The sequence below is a fragment of the Pseudomonas sp. Irchel s3h14 genome (assembly GCF_900187425.1).
Lineage (GTDB): Bacteria > Pseudomonadota > Gammaproteobacteria > Pseudomonadales > Pseudomonadaceae > Aquipseudomonas.
Genome location: NZ_FYDJ01000025.1, coordinates 53,946 through 70,603 on the forward strand (window position 1 = coordinate 53,946; position 16,658 = coordinate 70,603).

Annotated in this window: 12 protein-coding genes and 1 pseudogene; 9 read left to right on the top strand and 4 right to left on the bottom strand. The window is 58.7% G+C overall.

What is annotated here, in order from left to right; all coding sequences use genetic code 11:
- Positions 1-168 precede the first annotated feature (168 nt).
- The 7 genes from CKW16_RS28325 to CKW16_RS28355 all read left to right on the top strand — a co-directional run bounded on the left by CKW16_RS28325 (position 169) and on the right by CKW16_RS28355 (position 7,153).
- Positions 169-1,083 (top strand): glutamate/aspartate ABC transporter substrate-binding protein, encoded by a 915-nt coding sequence (locus tag CKW16_RS28325; RefSeq protein ID WP_095132578.1) that lies wholly within the window; start codon positions 169-171, stop codon positions 1,081-1,083.
- A 192-nt stretch (positions 1,084-1,275) separates the two neighbouring features.
- The gene (locus CKW16_RS28330) at positions 1,276-2,022 is read left to right on the top strand and encodes an amino acid ABC transporter permease (protein WP_095132564.1); all 747 of its coding nucleotides are present in this window, start codon (positions 1,276-1,278) and stop codon (positions 2,020-2,022) included.
- Complete coding sequence (locus CKW16_RS28335; RefSeq protein WP_095132566.1) at positions 2,022-2,693, top strand: amino acid ABC transporter permease; 672 nt, start codon at positions 2,022-2,024, stop codon at positions 2,691-2,693. The genes CKW16_RS28330 and CKW16_RS28335 overlap by 1 nt, the downstream gene beginning before the upstream one ends.
- The gene (locus CKW16_RS28340) at positions 2,690-3,424 is read left to right on the top strand and encodes an amino acid ABC transporter ATP-binding protein (RefSeq protein WP_074874020.1); all 735 of its coding nucleotides are present in this window, start codon (positions 2,690-2,692) and stop codon (positions 3,422-3,424) included. The genes CKW16_RS28335 and CKW16_RS28340 overlap by 4 nt, the downstream gene beginning before the upstream one ends.
- Before the next feature lie 164 nt (positions 3,425-3,588).
- Positions 3,589-5,490: a sensor histidine kinase gene (locus CKW16_RS28345; RefSeq protein WP_095132567.1), complete on the top strand. Its 1,902-nt coding sequence runs from the start codon at positions 3,589-3,591 to the stop codon at positions 5,488-5,490.
- Entirely contained in the window at positions 5,487-6,815 is a 1,329-nt protein-coding gene (locus CKW16_RS28350) for a sigma-54 dependent transcriptional regulator (RefSeq protein ID WP_008155247.1), read from the top strand. The genes CKW16_RS28345 and CKW16_RS28350 overlap by 4 nt, the downstream gene beginning before the upstream one ends.
- 8 nt (positions 6,816-6,823) lie before the next feature.
- Complete coding sequence (locus tag CKW16_RS28355) at positions 6,824-7,153, top strand: GlpM family protein (RefSeq protein WP_176471611.1); 330 nt, start codon at positions 6,824-6,826, stop codon at positions 7,151-7,153.
- A gap of 118 nt (positions 7,154-7,271) precedes the next feature.
- Here CKW16_RS28355 and CKW16_RS28360 read toward each other — a convergent pair whose 3' ends face one another.
- Together CKW16_RS28360 and CKW16_RS28365 are read right to left on the bottom strand one after the other, a co-directional pair.
- Positions 7,272-7,937, bottom strand: a complete 666-nt coding sequence (locus CKW16_RS28360; protein WP_095132570.1) for a DsbA family oxidoreductase — start codon at positions 7,935-7,937, stop codon at positions 7,272-7,274.
- A gap of 95 nt (positions 7,938-8,032) precedes the next feature.
- Entirely contained in the window at positions 8,033-9,067 is a 1,035-nt protein-coding gene (locus CKW16_RS28365; protein WP_095132572.1) for an alpha/beta fold hydrolase, read from the bottom strand.
- A 256-nt stretch (positions 9,068-9,323) separates the two neighbouring features.
- Here CKW16_RS28365 and CKW16_RS28370 point away from each other — a divergent pair, with 256 nt between their 5' ends.
- Positions 9,324-12,695 (top strand): hypothetical protein, encoded by a 3,372-nt coding sequence (locus tag CKW16_RS28370; RefSeq protein ID WP_095132574.1) that lies wholly within the window; start codon positions 9,324-9,326, stop codon positions 12,693-12,695.
- A 94-nt stretch (positions 12,696-12,789) separates the two neighbouring features.
- Here CKW16_RS28370 and metE read toward each other — a convergent pair whose 3' ends face one another.
- Positions 12,790-15,102 carry a 5-methyltetrahydropteroyltriglutamate--homocysteine S-methyltransferase gene (metE, locus tag CKW16_RS28375; protein WP_095132576.1) on the bottom strand — a complete coding sequence of 771 codons (2,313 nt, stop codon included), beginning with the start codon at positions 15,100-15,102 and terminating at the stop codon, positions 12,790-12,792.
- A gap of 108 nt (positions 15,103-15,210) precedes the next feature.
- On the opposite strand from metE, the gene metR reads away from it, so the two are divergent.
- Complete coding sequence (metR, locus tag CKW16_RS28380) at positions 15,211-16,128, top strand: transcriptional regulator MetR (RefSeq protein WP_008155262.1); 918 nt, start codon at positions 15,211-15,213, stop codon at positions 16,126-16,128.
- 141 nt (positions 16,129-16,269) lie between these two features.
- On the opposite strand, the pseudogene CKW16_RS28385 reads toward metR, so the two are convergent.
- Positions 16,270-16,533, bottom strand: a pseudogene (locus CKW16_RS28385) (GNAT family N-acetyltransferase); the annotation flags it as partial.
- Between the last annotated feature and the right edge of the window lie 125 nt (positions 16,534-16,658).

A 16,658-nucleotide genomic window follows, 5' to 3' on the forward strand; every position in this document is an offset into this window, starting at 1 on the left:
CCTTATAAATCAATAAGTTGATCTATTCAGCCTGGCCTGGCACGAGTCATGCTCTACACTCTTGGACGAATGTCCGCTGAGCCAACCCTTCAGGAGCCGGCAAGCATTCAAAGCACAAAAAGGGCCGATGAACTGGCTCCATATAAAAACAATGTCGAGGAAAATTTGATGCGCATCGTTCCCCATCTCCTGGGCGCAGCCATTGCTGCCGCTCTGATCAGCACTCCAGTTTTCGCCGCCGAACTCACCGGCACCCTGAAGAAGATCAAAGAGTCCGGCGTTATCACCCTCGGGCATCGTGACGCTTCCATTCCGTTTTCCTATATCGCGGACGCTTCCGGCAAACCGGTTGGCTACTCCCACGATATCCAGCTGAAAATCGTTGAAGCCATCAAGAAAGACCTGGACATGCCGAACCTCCAGGTCAAATACAACCTGGTGACCTCGCAAACCCGTATCCCGCTGGTGCAGAACGGCACCGTGGACGTCGAGTGCGGCTCCACCACCAACAACGTCGAGCGTCAGCAGCAAGTTGACTTCTCCGTCGGCATCTTCGAAATCGGCACCAAGCTGCTGGCCAAGAAAGATTCGCCATACAAAGACTTCCCGGACCTGAAAGGCAAGAACGTCGTGACCACCGCCGGCACCACGTCCGAGCGCATCCTCAAGTCGATGAACGCCGACAAGCAGATGGGCATGAACGTCATCTCCGCCAAAGACCACGGCGAGTCCTTCAACATGCTGGAAAGCGGCCGCGCCGTGGCTTTCATGATGGACGACGCCTTGCTGGCCGGTGAAATGGCCAAGGCCAAGAAGCCAACCGATTGGTCCGTGACCGGTACTGCACAGTCCTACGAAATCTACGGCTGCATGGTCCGCAAGGGCGACGCTCCGTTCAAGAAGGCTGTGGATGACGCGATCGTTGCGACCTACAAGTCCGGCGAGATCAACAAGATCTACGAAAAATGGTTCATGACGCCAATCCCGCCAAAAGGCCTGAACCTGATGTTCCCGATGAGCGACGAGCTCAAGGCCCTGATCGCCAATCCGACCGATAAAGCGGCTGACGAAAAGAAATCCTGATTTCTGACTAACCTTATCCCCTGAGAGGGCCACGGCCCTTTCAGGGGATAGTCACTCCCTGCTGGCATTTTTGGAAACACTCGAACCGGTGGCTGTCGAGCCGCTCGTGTGTGCCTGATCGTCAAGATCAGGCGGGAACGGAGCTTCCCCAGGCGGGCACTTGTACATCGAACGATCTGAGGGGAGACCCTAATGAATTACAACTGGGACTGGGGCGTGTTCTTCAAGTCCACCGGCGTGGGCAGCGAGACGTATCTCGACTGGTACGTCGCCGGTTTGGGCTGGACCATCGCCATCGCCGTCGTGGCCTGGATCATTGCCCTGCTGCTGGGCTCGATTCTGGGTGTCATGCGCACCGTACCGAACCGCATCGTATCGGGCATCGCGACCTGTTACGTCGAACTCTTCCGTAACGTGCCGCTGCTGGTTCAGCTGTTCATCTGGTACTTCCTGGTGCCCGATCTGCTGCCTGCGGACCTGCAAGAGTGGTACAAGCAGGACCTGAACCCGACCACCTCGGCGTACCTGAGCGTTGTCGTCTGCCTTGGCCTGTTCACCGCTGCTCGCGTTTGTGAACAAGTGCGTACCGGTATCCAGGCGCTGCCTCGCGGCCAGGAATCCGCCGCTCGCGCCATGGGCTTCAAGCTGCCGCAGATCTACTGGAACGTGCTGCTGCCCCAGGCTTACAGGATCATCATTCCGCCGCTCACCTCGGAATTCCTGAACGTGTTCAAGAACTCTTCGGTCGCGTCGCTGATCGGCCTGATGGAGTTGCTCGCGCAGACCAAACAGACCGCCGAGTTCTCCGCCAACCTGTTCGAAGCCTTCACCCTGGCAACGCTGATCTACTTCACGCTGAACATGGGCCTGATGCTGCTGATGCGCATGGTCGAGAAGAAAGTCGCCGTACCGGGCCTGATCTCCGTAGGGGGTAAATGATGGAATTCGACTTCTCGGGCATCATCCCGTCCCTGCCGGGTTTGTGGAACGGCATGGTCATGACCCTGCAACTGATGGCGCTGGGCGTCGTCGGCGGGATCATCCTCGGCACGATCCTGGCGCTGATGCGCCTGTCACACAGCAAACTGTTGTCGAACATTGCCGGCGCCTACGTTAACTACTTCCGCTCGATTCCGCTGCTGCTGGTGATCACCTGGTTCTACCTGGCGGTGCCGTTCGTACTGCGCTGGATCACTGGCGAAGACACCCCGATCGGCGCGTTCGCCTCCTGCATCGTGGCGTTCATGATGTTCGAAGCGGCGTACTTCTGCGAAATCGTCCGGGCCGGTGTCCAGTCGATTTCCAAGGGTCAGATGGGTGCTGCCCAAGCCTTGGGCATGACGTATAGCCAGATGATGCGGTTGATCATCCTGCCGCAAGCGTTCCGCAAGATGACCCCGCTGCTGCTGCAACAGAGCATTATCCTGTTTCAGGACACCTCGCTGGTCTACGCGGTCGGTCTGGTGGACTTCCTCAATGCCTCGCGTGCCAGTGGCGACATCATCGGTCGCTCCAACGAGTTCCTGATCTTTGCAGGTCTCACGTACTTCACAATCAGCTTTGCCGCCTCGCTGCTGGTCAAGCGTCTGCAAAAAAGGTTTGCCGTATGATCTCTATCAAGAATGTCAACAAGTGGTATGGCGACTTCCAGGTACTGACTGACTGCAGCACCGAGGTCAAAAAAGGCGAAGTGATTGTGGTGTGCGGGCCGTCCGGTTCCGGCAAATCCACCCTGATCAAATGCGTCAATGCCCTGGAACCGTTCCAGAAAGGCGACGTGGTGGTCGATGGCACGTCCATCGCCGACCCGAAGACCGACCTGCCGAAACTGCGTTCGCGCGTTGGCATGGTGTTCCAGCATTTCGAACTGTTCCCGCACCTGACCATCACCGAAAACCTGACCATCGCGCAGATCAAGGTGTTGGGCCGCAGCAAGGAAGAAGCCACCAAGAAAGGCCTGCAACTGCTTGAGCGCGTCGGGCTGTCTGCCCATGCGCATAAGCATCCGGGCCAGCTCTCCGGTGGTCAGCAACAGCGTGTGGCGATTGCCCGTGCGCTGGCGATGGACCCGATCGTCATGCTGTTCGACGAACCGACCTCGGCGCTGGACCCTGAAATGGTCAACGAAGTACTCGACGTGATGGTGCAACTGGCCCACGAAGGCATGACCATGATGTGCGTGACCCACGAAATGGGCTTCGCCCGTAAAGTGGCGGACCGGGTGATCTTCATGGACCAGGGCAAGATCATCGAAGACTGCAAGAAAGAGGAGTTCTTCGGCGACATCAATGCCCGCGCCGAGCGTACGCAGCATTTCCTCGCCAAGATTCTGCAGCACTAAGAAAGGCACCGCTCCCCAAATGTGGGAGCGGGCTTGCTCGCGATAGCGGACTGACATTCAACATCAATGTTGACTGAAATGGCCTCATCGCGAGCAAGCTCGCTCCCACAGGGGCCGGTGGTGGTGCTCTAAGTAAGTGTTGTGGTTGACCCAAGGCATCTGTGATGAAATGCGACCCCAATCTCTATCGCGCCGCGCCGCCATCACTCGCCGTGAAACCCCGTCTGATTCGCCATCTGTTCCTGCCGCCGCTGGTCATCGCCCTGATGATCGGATTGGGTTACCTCGGTTTCTGGGTCAGTGAACACTACGGGATCCGCAGCCTCAGCGAGAACGGCCAGCGTCAGCTGGAACTTCACGCCCGCGCCGTCGAGAGCGAGATCAGCAAGTACACCTACCTGCCCAGCCTGCTGGAACTCGAATCCAGCGTTTCGAAGCTGTTGGCCGACTCGTCACCGGAACACCGGCAGACGGTCAATGAATACCTCGAAGGCCTGAACCGGCGCAGCCGCAGTCGGGCTATCTACGTGATGGACACCACCGGCCGTGTCATGGCCACCAGCAACTGGCGCGATGTCGACAGCTACCTGGGCGAAGACCTGTCCTTCCGCGCCTATTTCCAGAATGCCGTTCGCGGTCAGCCGGGGCGCTTCTATGGCATCGGCAGCACCAGCGGCGAACCCGGTTACTACCTGGCTCATGGCCTGGAAGAACACGGCAAGATCATCGGTGTCGCGGTGGTCAAGGTCCGCCTCGAAGCCATGGAAGAACGCTGGCAGCGCGCGCGGCTGGAAGCTTTCGTCAGCGATGAAAACGGCATCATCATTCTTTCCAGCGATCCGGCACGGCGCCTGAAATCGGTTGTTCCGTTGAGCGACGAAACGAAAGAAAAACTGGCCCGCAGCCTTCAGTACTACTGGTTCCCGCTGAACGAACTGCAACCGCTGGCCCGGGAAAAACTGGCCGAAGGCGAGGAAAAACTGACCTTCCCCGCCAACAGCGAAGTGGAATCCGATGAAGAGGACATCAGCTACCTGTCGCAAACCCGGCCATTGAGCGATACCCCGTGGAATTTCACCCTGCTCACCCCCCTGCAGGATTTGCGCCGCGAAGCGATCAGTCAGGGGATTCTGGTGGCGGTGGCGTTTGCCCTGGTGGCGTTCCTGCTGATCGCCTGGAACGAGCGGCGCAAGGTCATTGCCACCCGCCTCGCCGCCCGGGAAGCCTTGCAGGAAGCCAACAATCAACTGGAGCGTCGGATTACCGAACGCACCACTGATCTGCGCGCCAGCAACGAACGGCTCAAGGGCCAGATCCGCGAACGGCGTGTGGCCGAAGAGACGCTACGCCGCGCCCAGGATGAACTGGTGCAGGCCGGTAAACTCGCGGCCATCGGCCAGATGTCCACCAGCATCGCCCACGAATTGAACCAGCCACTGGCGGCGCTGCGAACCTTGTCCGGCAACACCGTGCGGTTTCTGGAACGCGGTCAACTGGACGTTGCCAGCACCAACCTCAAGACCATCAACGAACTGATCGACCGCATGGGCCGAATCACCGCCAGCCTGCGTTCGTTCGCTCGCCGCGGCGACGACAAAGGTCAGGCCAGCCTCGGCAAAGCGGTGGATGCAGCCTTGCAACTGCTCGGTGGTCGCGTGGAAAGCGCTCATCTGCAGCTGCACCGAGACTTCGCCGATCTGCAAGTGCAGATCGACCAGACGCGTCTGGAGCAGATTCTGGTCAACCTGATCGGCAACGCCCTCGACGCCATGCAGGCACAACCACTGCCAGAACTGTGGCTTGAAGGCGAAGAGTTCGATGGCAAATATCGCCTTCGTGTACGCGACAACGGCCACGGCATCGACGTCGAAGCACGTAAACATCTATTCGAACCGTTCTTCACCACCAAACCCGGCGAACAGGGCCTGGGCCTCGGCCTGACCCTTTCCGCCAGCCTGGCCGCCGCTACTGGCGGGCATCTGGGTGTCGAGCACCCGGCCAGCGGTGGTACCACCTTCGTCCTCAGTTTACCGTTGGTAAGCCCCACTCACGCCGAGCCAATATGAACAACGACCTTAGTGTGCTGATCGTCGAAGACGACCCCCATGTGCTGCTCGGCTGCCAACAGGCGCTGACCCTGGAAGACATTCCCTGCGTGGGCGTCGGCAGCGCCGAAGAAGCGCTGGAGCGGGTCGGCGACAACTTCGCCGGCATCGTCATCAGCGACATCCGCCTGCCGGGCATCGACGGTCTGGAATTGCTGACCCGTCTCAAGGCCCGCGACCGCAGCCTGCCGGTGGTGCTGATCACCGGTCACGGCGACATCTCCATGGCTGTCGGCGCGATGCAGAAAGGCGCCTATGACTTCATGGAGAAACCCTTCTCCCCCGAACGTCTGGTCGATGTGGCGCGCCGTGCGCTGGAGCAACGGAGCCTCGCACGGGAAGTCTCTTCGTTGCGTCGGCAACTGGCGGAACGGGACTCCCTCGAAGGCCGGATCATCGGCCGCTCGCCAGCCATGCAGAACCTGCGGGAATTGATCGCCAACGTTGCCGATACCTCGGCCAACGTACTGATCGAAGGCGAGACCGGCACCGGTAAAGAGTTGGTTGCGCGTTGCCTGCACGACTTCAGTCGACGGCACACCAAGCAGTTCGTCGCGCTGAACTGCGGCGGCCTGCCGGAGAACCTGTTCGAAAGCGAAATTTTCGGCCATGAAGCCAACGCCTTCACTGGCGCCGGCAAGCGGCGGATCGGCAAGATCGAACACGCCGACGGCGGCACGCTGTTCCTCGACGAAGTGGAAAGCATGCCGCTACCGCTGCAAATCAAACTGCTGCGGGTGTTGCAGGAACGCACCCTCGAACGCCTCGGCTCGAACCAGAGCGTGGCGGTGGATTGCCGGGTGATCGCGGCGACCAAGTCCGATCTGGATGAGTCGAGCAAGGCTGGCGAGTTTCGCAGCGACCTGTATTACCGCTTGAACGTGGTGACCCTCGAATTGCCACCGCTGCGCGAACGCCGTGAAGACATCCTGCAATTATTCGAACACTTCCTGCAGCAGTCGTCCCTGCGCTTCGACCGTGCCGTGCCGGACCTGGACAACCAGACCCTGTCGAACCTGATGAGCCACGACTGGCCGGGCAACGTGCGCGAACTGCGCAACGTCGCCGAGCGCTTTGCCCTCGGTCTGCCGGCCTTCAAAAAATCCGGCGCCAGCGGCAGCAATCAGGGCCTGGCCTTCGCCGAAGCGGTAGAAGCTTTTGAACGCAACCTGCTGAGCGACGCTTTGCAGCGCAGCGGCGGCAACCTGACCCAGGCCAGCCTGGAACTCGGGATGGCCAAAACCACGCTGTTCGACAAAGTGAAGAAGTACGGGCTGAGCCACTGATGGACCTGATCCTCAAAGCAACCCTGGGCGCGGCCGTGGTGGTGATCCTCGCCGCCCTGGCCCGGACCAAAAACTATTACATCGCCGGATTGGTGCCGCTGTTTCCGACCTTTGCACTGATTGCTCATTACATCGTCGGCAAGGGTCGTTCGCTGGAGGATTTGAAGACCACCATCGTGTTTGGGATGTGGTCAATCATTCCTTACTTCATCTACCTGGCGACGTTGTATGTGATGGTGGACCGGATGCGGCTGGAGGCTTCGCTTGCTGTGGCGGCGGTGGCTTGGTTGATCGCGGCGACTGTGCTCGTGACTGTCTGGGTTCGCTTCCAAGCCTGACTTTTGATCGTTCCCACGCTCTGCGTGGGAATGCAGCCCGTGACGCTCCGCGTCACTGGACGCGGAGCGTCCCTAGAGGCATTCCCACGCGGGAGCGTGGGAACGATCTCCGGTCAGGTCAGCTCACCGTCCCGCCCTTCGCTTCGCTCATGATTTGCCGAATCGCCCCGACGAACGTTTCCACCGGCTGCCCGCCAGTGACTGCGTATTGTCCGTTGAATACCACCATCGGCACCGAACTGACGCCTCGCGACAGCCACAACTGCTCTTCTTCAAGAACCTCTTTAGCAAACTCGTCCGACGCCAGAATTGCCTCGGCTCGCGACCGATCCAGCCCCACGCTTTCGGCGATCTGCGCCAACTGCCCATGGTCGGACGGATTGCCGCCCTCGGTGAAATACGCCTTGAACAGCGCCTCTTTCAGATTGAACTGCAACCCTTCCAGTCCCGCCCAGAACAGCAAGCGGTGGGCATCGAAGGTGTTGTAGATGCGACTGTTGCCGTCCGTGCGAAACGCAAACCCGACCTCGGCGCCGCGCGCGCGGATCATCTCGCGATTCTTCTGGGATTGCTCGGGCGTCGAGCCGTACTTCTCGGTGATGTGTTCGGTGATGTTCTGCCCTTCAGGCCCCATCTTCGGGTTCAGTTCGAACGGCTGGAAACGGATCTCGGCCTGCACCTCGTCGCCCAGCAAATCCAGGGCCCGGGTCAGGCCATAGAGGCCGACGACGCACCAGGGGCAGGACACGTCGCTGACGAAATCGATTTTCAGGGGGGTACTCATCACACACCTCGCAGACTGGAACGCGCCGGAAAGCTCGAACGATATCACCCGAAAGACCGGAGCGAGCAAGCTCGCCCCCACATTTAATCGGAGGGTTACAGGAGGTTGTGTTCGGACACCGGATCAATCTGCGCCCAATGCGATGAGTCTTCGCGATGGGCCTGCAAATACGGCAACACCGCCGCCAGCAACGGCGCCTTGAACGCCTCCTGGAAACGATGGGCCAAACCCGGAATCAGCTTCAACTGGCTGCCGCGGATATGCGCCGCCAGGTGTACACCGTGCATCACCGGCAACAGCGGATCAGCGGTGCCGTGGACCACCAGCGTCGGAACGCGTAGTTGATTGAGCAGCGCCACACGACTGCGCTCGGCGAGGATTGCCATGATCTGGCGCTTCACGCCCTCAGGGTTGAACGCACGGTCATAGGATTGCGCCGCCTGATGCAGCAATGCCTGCCGATCATCGCTCACCGTCGGGCTGCCCAGCGCCGCCAGCAAATCGGCTTGCTGCTCCAGTGCCACTTCGCGATTGGGCGCCCCACGACGCGACAACAGTTGCACCAACGCCGCACTCGGTGCCGGTAAACCTTCGGCCCCGGAGCTGGTCATGATCAGGGTCAGGCTCTCGACCCGTTGCGGCGCCATCGCCGCCATGTGCTGGGCAATCATCCCGCCCATGCTCGCGCCCAGCACGTGGAATTGCTCGACGTGCAACGCATCCATCAAGCCAAAAGCATCGTCTGCCATATCGGTCAGGGTGTACGGCGCCGACACCGGCAAACCGAGTTTGTAGCGCAGCACTTCAAAGGTCAGGTTGGCATCGACGGGCGCTTGCCGCCAGGTCGACAGGCCGACATCGCGATTGTCATAACGAATCACCCGAAAACCCTGCTGACACAGCGCAACCACCACCTCGTCCGGCCAGTGAATCAACTGCCCGCCAAGGCCCATTACCAGCAGCAACGCAGGGTCCGAGGCACGGCCGATGCTCTGGTACGCCAGGCTCACCTGCGCCAGATCGACCCGTTCGGTCGGAACATTGATATCGCAACGAGACGCCGCCAAGGACGGCAGGCCGAACAACAGCGCGGCCAGGAAAACCGCTGTGGAAAAAAATCGTGCACGCATGAAAAACACCGAAACGCAGAACTCCAGTAGAGCGCGAGTCTGATGAAGTTTGTTCAAGCGCGCTGCCACAGTTACGTGACAGTTTGATGAAGAGTGCTGAACGGTAGTGGGCTAGCTGGTGACTGCCACTCGTCAGAAAACAACCTGTACCTGTTATTTCTGACAGTAGCCAGCCCGTGTGTTTGAGTTTTCAATCAGCCACTGACACGCAATTACCACCCTGGATCGCACGCTCTCGCGTGAATCGGAGAACCCCATGACTGCTTGGTTTGTTTACACACCAGAACAACTGGCCGCGCTCAAAAAAGAAAGCCCGCAACAACGGGTTGACCTGTTTGCCGCAGCCAGGTCGCAGGTCCTGTTCACAGAAGACGGCGTACTCAGGATATTCCCCATCCTGATCCCCGGTTGGCACGTGGTCGACTACCCCACTGCCTCACATGGGGTCAACGCGGATGAGACCGCAGGCTCCGGACTTGGGTGGTGGGTCCTTTTCCCCTCCTATACCCTGATGGCGGCGTTTGACACCTTGCGCCTGTACATGGGCAAACACCTTGAGCCCGGTCAGGACCCGGACCCGACGGATCGAGGCACATTGATCAAGACCGAGATCGCCCCACAGGATCACAACAACGAGAACATCGTCAGCTTCATTCCCAGAACCGCTGTCGAAAAACCGGGCATCCATCGGATGTGGTACTCGATCGAGCGCACCAGTGGGAACCTGGAACGTTCCGAAGAGATAACCGTATGGTTCAAGCCAACCTTCCCGGACAGCCTTGATCCAACCGGCAACACCAGCGAACGCGTGCCTTTGAAGGCACCGATTTTCCCGGTGGTTATTGACAAGGAAATGGTCGAAGCCGGTGTTGAGTTCATCATTCCTGCCTGGTCAGTCATGACAATGGGAGACCGGGCTGTGCTGACGATCGATAACCAGATTGTCGAATTCGTCATCAATGCCGAGCAAGTCGGTCAAGACATCGTGTTTTTTGTCTCCTCGGACATCCTCAAGCTAATCGGCCCCACCGACCCGCTATTGGTGAGTTACAAAATCCATGATCAGGTACACAACAGCAGCCTGACGTCCACCATCGGCGTGGGTGCGCTGGAGCCGGACACCACCTATCTTGAAGCGCCTTCAGTGCCTCTCGCCAACGACGATGTCCTTGCGATCGACGATCTTGACGGTGCAGCCATGGATGTTGACGTTTTGGTACGGCGTGCGGACGCCGTCGCTGGTGACAAAGTGGAATTGACCCTTTATGACGCCTCTACCGGGTTCAGCGAAGTTTTTGGTCCGCTCGACTACAAGGCGGGGGTCGTGACATTCGAGATCCCTTTCGAACGCGTGAAGAAACTGGCCCCGACGACGATCAAACTGAGCTACCAGCGAATCAGAATAGTGTCGGGAATAGAGTTGCGTACCCCGTCTTATCCCTATTCTCCAAGACTGATCGGCGAAAAATACCGTGCTCCAGCCCCTACTGCGCCGCAAGCCCATGGGGCGGTCCTGTCGCCAGATCTGGCAGAGACGGTCGTCTATGCCGGACCTGGAATCGAAGGCCTGGTGGTCGGTGACAAGGTGACACTGATCTGTCTGAGTACAAGCGCTGGCGGCACCACCCGCCTGCAGACCTACGAACGGTTTGTCACCCGCGCCATGGTGATTCCTGGGGTAGGAATCGTCGTGCCATTTGATTGGGAAACCACACACCTTGATACCTATCAAAACGGCTCAGTTCAGCTGTCCTATACGGTCACCGGCATAGCGCATGCCATACCTCTGGAATCCTGCGTCAGTCGGCTGCGCATCGCTCAAGCGACAGACATCCTGGGTGTCGTCGATGTCGGCAAGGATGAATACGGCGTCCTCGATCCGAAGGATATTCCCTTCGGCACTCCAGCCATTTGCCCGGCCCAGGCCCACACGCGGATTGGCGATACAGTGCACCTGGAAGTCTGGAAGCGGGGCAACAGTCTTGAGCCGCAAGACACCCTCGTTTTTGTGGACTCGCTGCCCGTTACCGCAGACAACGTCGGCATAGACCTTGAGTTTCGGCTCCCGATTGAGCTCATCAATCCCCTGCTCAATCGAGTGATCAGTGTGGACTGGTACATCGCACGCCCCCGAAAACTCCCCCTGACAGCCCCCGAACTGGTGCTACGAATCGGCGCCAAGGCCTTGATTCTACTGCCGCCCGAACTTGTGCAGGCTTCACCTGGCAATATCATCAATCCGCAGAACACTGAGAAAAATGCCACGGTCAAAGTCACCTACACCGGGATGGACCCCACCCATCGAGTGACGCTCTTCGTCAAAGGACGCGACGGCTTTGGCAGCCCGGCTCTTGCGACACTTCAAGGAAGCGCCAGCGGGTCGTTACTCTTCACTCTGCCCCTGACCGCCGTGCCCGCCAATATGGGTACATTCATGAGCTTTGGGTATGTCGTGACACAGGAAGGCATACATGATCAACGCTCGCCGTCCACACAATACGAAGTCACCCCCATTCCCAATGAAGATATCAACTACCCGCGCATGAACATTGCCGAGGCTGCGGATCACAAGGTCCTTAACCTCAACAACTTCTCGGGTGACGCTCACTGGTCGCTGATTGCCTGGCTCTTCATTGCCATCGGGACCCGGATGCGGGTGGCCGTGAGTGGCCAAAAGTCCGATGGTAGCGAATACGTCATCATGTTGTTTGATGGGGTGATAACCGCCAACCATGTCAGCACAGGATTGAGCGGAATCATCGACAGGGAACAGCTGAAACTGTTCAAGGACGGCACGCAGGTATACGGTCTATCGATCGTCAACTACAGCAATAAGGGTGGTGTCGATACGTTCTTCCCTATGCGGGAACTGACGATCAAATCGGTAATGCTGGCAAGGCCGATGATTACCCAGTTGATCGACAATCAAGGTTCTATTACCGGGCAAGTCAGAAATGGTGGTACATGCGATGATCCCACACCTGCCTTCGTGGGTACCGCAACCCCCAAGAGCTCGGTGAGTCTGTTCAATGGTGCAACACTATTGGGATCAGCCGATGCGGACGATGACGGTATCTGGAGGATGGGGGCTAGTATCGGAATGGGCCATCATAGCTTGACCGCGAAAACCCCTGACGACCAGCAGATATCCCCCCCATGGATTGTAACTGTGCAAGCGGACTTGCATTCCGTTACAGACTTTTACAACGGTAACTTCAATGGTTGGGCAAGAGGCACTGCTGCCCAGTCAGGTCGCTTTCTGGGCACACCGCCCAACTATTTATTTTATATCGACACCCCCCAACATATAAATAATTCTGGCGTGATATTCACACGTAGTTTTCAGCTGGTGGTCGGCGCTCAATACGAGTTCTCATGCCAGATATACAACACAGCAACGAAAAACCCCCACTACCCAGACTACGATCCTAAAATAAACTTGCATGTTGACAACATGCTTAACACCCCCATTATTAATGTATTTCAACATTCCGGGTGGAATGTTTTATCGGGAACCTTTACCGCCTCTGCCAGCACTGCCAATTTCTACATCATCAACTCCGAGACACACTCCATAGGTAATGATTTTTACACCCACCTGCTGACCGTAAAACAACTCTCTAATTAATGGCCAATTGAGGCTCATTAAAAAGAAGGGCCAATAAAAAGCCCGCTGACCTTTATCGGTTCAGCGGGCTTTCGCGCTAAAAAACCGTTAACAATTACGCCAACTGACTACGCAGCTGCCGCGCCGCCGCCACCATATTGACCAACGCCGCCTCAGTCTCCGGCCACGCCCGGGTCTTCAAGCCGCAATCCGGATTCACCCACAACCGCTCGGCTGGAATACGCTTCACGGCTTTGCTCATCAACTTGACCATTTCGGCCGTGTCCGGCACCCGTGGCGAGTGGATGTCGTAGACGCCCGGACCGATGTCGTTCGGATAGTCGAACGCTTCAAAAGCTTCCAGCAATTCCATGTCCGAACGCGAGGTTTCGATGGTGATCACATCGGCGTCCATCGCCGCGATGGACTGGATCACGTCGTTGAATTCGCTGTAGCACATGTGGGTGTGGATCTGGGTTTCATCACGCACACCGGAGGCGCTCAAGCGGAAAGCTTCCACCGCCCAGCCGAGGTATTCCTGCCATTGCGCCCGGCGCAGCGGCAGGCCTTCGCGGAAGGCGGCTTCGTCGATCTGCACGATCTTGATGCCGGCGCTTTCCAGGTCCACCACTTCGTCACGCAGGGCCAGGGCCAGTTGCTGCGCCTGAATTTTGCGCGAGACGTCTTCACGCGGGAACGACCACATCAGCATGGTCACGGGTCCGGTGAGCATGCCTTTCATGACTTTGTCGGTCAGGCTCTGGGCATAGGTGATCCAGTCGACGGTCATGGCGTTCGGACGGCTCAGGTCGCCGTAGATAATCGCCGGTTTCACGCAGCGCGAACCGTAGCTCTGCACCCAGCCGAAACGGGTGAACAGGTAGCCGTCCAGTTGCTCGGCGAAGTACTCGACCATGTCGTTGCGTTCGGCTTCACCGTGAACCAGCACGTCCAGGCCCAGGCGTTCCTGAACTTGCACGGCATGGCGGATTTCGCTGTGCATGGCGTCGGTGTAGTCGTTGGCCGACAGCTTGCCTTGCTTGAACGCCTGGCGTGCCAGACGAATCGAACCGGTCTGCGGGAACGAACCGATGGTCGTGGTCGGGAATGCCGGCAGTTTCAACCGCGCACGTTGCTGCTCGATGCGTTTGGCGAACGGCGAATGACGTTGGCTGTCCTTGTCACTGATGGCGTTTATCCGTGCCTGCACTTCGGCTTTGTGGATACGCGGTGACTCGGCGCGACTGGCCTGAATCGCACGGCTCTCGGCGAGGGCGGCTTGCACCTTGGGTGCTTGCGGGTCGTTCAGGGCATCGCGCAACACGGCGATTTCGCCGCACTTCTGCACGGCAAACGCCAGCCAGCTTTTCAGTTCCGGGTCGAGTTTGTCTTCGCGATCCAGATCCACCGGGCTGTGCAGCAGCGAGCAGGAGCTGCTGACCCACAGGTTGTCACCAAAACGTTCCTGGGCTGGCTGCAGTTGAGCGAGCACTTGCTCCAGTTCGCAGCGCCAGACGTTGCGACCGTTGACCAGGCCCACCGAGAGAATTTTGTAGGTCGGCAGACGGTCCAGCACCTGGCCGAGTTGATCCGGGGCGCGCACGGCGTCGATGTGCAAGCCTTGCACCGGCAGGCTGACTGCCAGGCCGAGGTTGTCTTCCAGACCGCTGAAGTAGGTCGCCACCAGTTTTTTCAGCGGCGAGTATTGAAGGATGTGATAGGCGCGCTCGAAAGCGTTTTTCCAGGCCTGTGGCAGGTCGAGGGTCAGGATCGGTTCGTCGATCTGCACCCACTCCACGCCTTGAGCGGCGAGGCGACCGAGGATTTCGCCGTAGATCGGCAGCAGGCGTTCCAATAGGTCGAGCTTGTCGAAGTCATTGCCTTTGGCTTTGCCCAGCCACAGGTAAGTCAGTGGACCGATGATCACCGGTTTGACGTTGTGGCCCAACGCCTTGGCTTCGTCGACTTCGTCGAACAGCTGTTCCCAGCTCAGTTTGAATTGTTGGTCAGCGGTGAATTCCGGGACGAGGTAGTGGTAGTTGGTGTCGAACCACTTGGTCAGTTCCTGGGCGTATTGCGCTTTGCTGTGTTCGCCGCCGCAGCAGGCAGTCGTAGCGCCACGGGCCATGGCGAACAGGGTGTCGAGGGTCGGCAGGCCGCGCGAGTCCTTCGCGCTGTCGAAACGCTCGGGGATCACACCGAAGGTCAAGGAATGGGTCAGGACCTGGTCGTACCAGGCGAAGTCGCCGACCGGCAGCAGGTCGATGCCAGCGTCTTTCTGCAATTGCCAGTGGGTGGCGCGCAATTGGCGGCCGACGCTTTTCAGCGCGTCCTGATCCAGATCGCCCTTCCAGTAGGATTCGAGGGCTTTTTTCAGTTCGCGGTCAGCGCCGATGCGCGGGAAACCAAGTGTATGGGCCAGAGCCATGGTGAATTTCTCCCTGTAAAAGATGGCGCTATTGTCGACAGCTAACCCAACATGAGACAAACTCAACCTTTTCGTGTTGATCACAAGTTTTCCTCATGGAGCCCCCCGGTGCTTGAAATCCGTCACCTGAAGACCCTGCACGCCTTGCGCGAAGCCGATAGCCTGGTGGATGCGGCCGACCGCTTGCACCTGACGCAGTCGGCCCTGTCCCACCAGTTCAAGGAACTGGAGGAGCGCATGGGCATGCCGTTGTTCGTGCGCAAGACCAAACCGGTGCGTTTCACCAGCGCCGGTTTGCGTCTGCTGCAACTGGCTGACGCCACCCTGCCATTGCTGCGTGGCGCCGAGCGCGATATCGCGCGGCTGGCCGGCGGCACTGCCGGGCGTTTGCACATGGCGATCGAGTGTCACAGTTGCTTCCAGTGGCTGATGCCGACCATCGATCAGTTCCGCGATGCCTGGCCGGAAGTCGAACTGGACCTGGCCTCCGGGTTCTCCTTCGCCCCGCTGCCTGCGCTGGCCCGTGGCGATCTGGATTTGGTGGTGACCTCCGACCCGCTGGAACTGGCCGGGATCACTTACGTGCCGTTGTTCACCTACGAAGCGATGCTCGCGGTCGCCAATCAGCACCGTTTGGCGAGCAAGGCCTACATCGTCCCGGAAGATTTGCTCACGGAAACGCTGATCACCTACCCGGTGGAGCGTGATCGACTGGACATCTTCACCCGTTTCCTCGAACCGGCCGATATCGAACCGGCGCAGGTGCGCACGTCGGAACTGACGGTGATGATGATGCAATTGGTGGCCAGCGGCCGCGGTGTGTGCGGCATGCCCCATTGGGCGCTGCATGAATACAGCTCACGGGGTTATGTGAAGGCCAAGCGGCTGGGTGAGAAAGGTTTGTTTGCGACGCTGTACGCCGGGATTCGCGCCGACATGCTGGATGCGCCGTACATGCGCGATTTCTTGCTGACGGCCAAGGACACGTCGTTCTCGACACTGGATGGAGTCAGCGCCGTTCGCTGATCGCTGATCGATGTCAATGAAGGAACACTGAACAAATGTGGGAGCGGGCTTGCTCGCGAATGCGGTGTGTCAGCCAGCATCAATGTTGAATGTCAGACCGCTTTCGCGAGCAAGCCCGCTCCCACAGGGATTGCGATAGATTTAGAGCTCGCGCCACATGTGGATTTTGTCGAAGTAGTCTTCGCCAACGCGCACCGCCAAAGGCTCAAGACCAAACTGAATGAAGCCGCAACGCTGGTACAGGTTGAACGCGGCGTCATTGCCGGCGGTGACGGTCAGCTGGATCAACCTCAGACCTTTATGGTCCTGCGCTTCAGCCAGGGCGGCTTGCACCAGGTGATAACCGAACCCGCGTTGCCGGACCTTGCCCGACACGTACATGCCAAACAAGGTCGCCTTGTGCCGTAATGCTGTTCACTTAAGCGGAGCAGCCTTACGGTCTACTGGAAACCGGGTCTTTGAGATCTTCACCGTCCTTGGCCTCGAAGGCCTGGGGCGGTGATCCAGAAATAATCCTCCAATACCTGCCC

Bases quoted from the DNA above. Each gene is read 5' to 3' on its own strand.
- CKW16_RS28325 (WP_095132578.1), top strand. From the start codon at position 169: ATGCGCATCGTTCCCCATCTCCTGGGCGCAGCCATTGCTGCCGCTCTG.
- CKW16_RS28330 (WP_095132564.1), top strand. From the start codon at position 1,276: ATGAATTACAACTGGGACTGGGGCGTGTTCTTCAAGTCCACCGGCGTG.
- CKW16_RS28335 (WP_095132566.1), top strand. From the start codon at position 2,022: ATGGAATTCGACTTCTCGGGCATCATCCCGTCCCTGCCGGGTTTGTGG.
- CKW16_RS28340 (WP_074874020.1), top strand. From the start codon at position 2,690: ATGATCTCTATCAAGAATGTCAACAAGTGGTATGGCGACTTCCAGGTA.
- CKW16_RS28345 (WP_095132567.1), top strand. From the start codon at position 3,589: ATGAAATGCGACCCCAATCTCTATCGCGCCGCGCCGCCATCACTCGCC.
- CKW16_RS28350 (WP_008155247.1), top strand. From the start codon at position 5,487: ATGAACAACGACCTTAGTGTGCTGATCGTCGAAGACGACCCCCATGTG.
- CKW16_RS28360 (WP_095132570.1), bottom strand. From the start codon at position 7,937: ATGAGTACCCCCCTGAAAATCGATTTCGTCAGCGACGTGTCCTGCCCC.
- CKW16_RS28365 (WP_095132572.1), bottom strand. From the start codon at position 9,067: ATGCGTGCACGATTTTTTTCCACAGCGGTTTTCCTGGCCGCGCTGTTG.
- CKW16_RS28370 (WP_095132574.1), top strand. From the start codon at position 9,324: ATGACTGCTTGGTTTGTTTACACACCAGAACAACTGGCCGCGCTCAAA.
- metE (WP_095132576.1), bottom strand. From the start codon at position 15,102: ATGGCTCTGGCCCATACACTTGGTTTCCCGCGCATCGGCGCTGACCGC.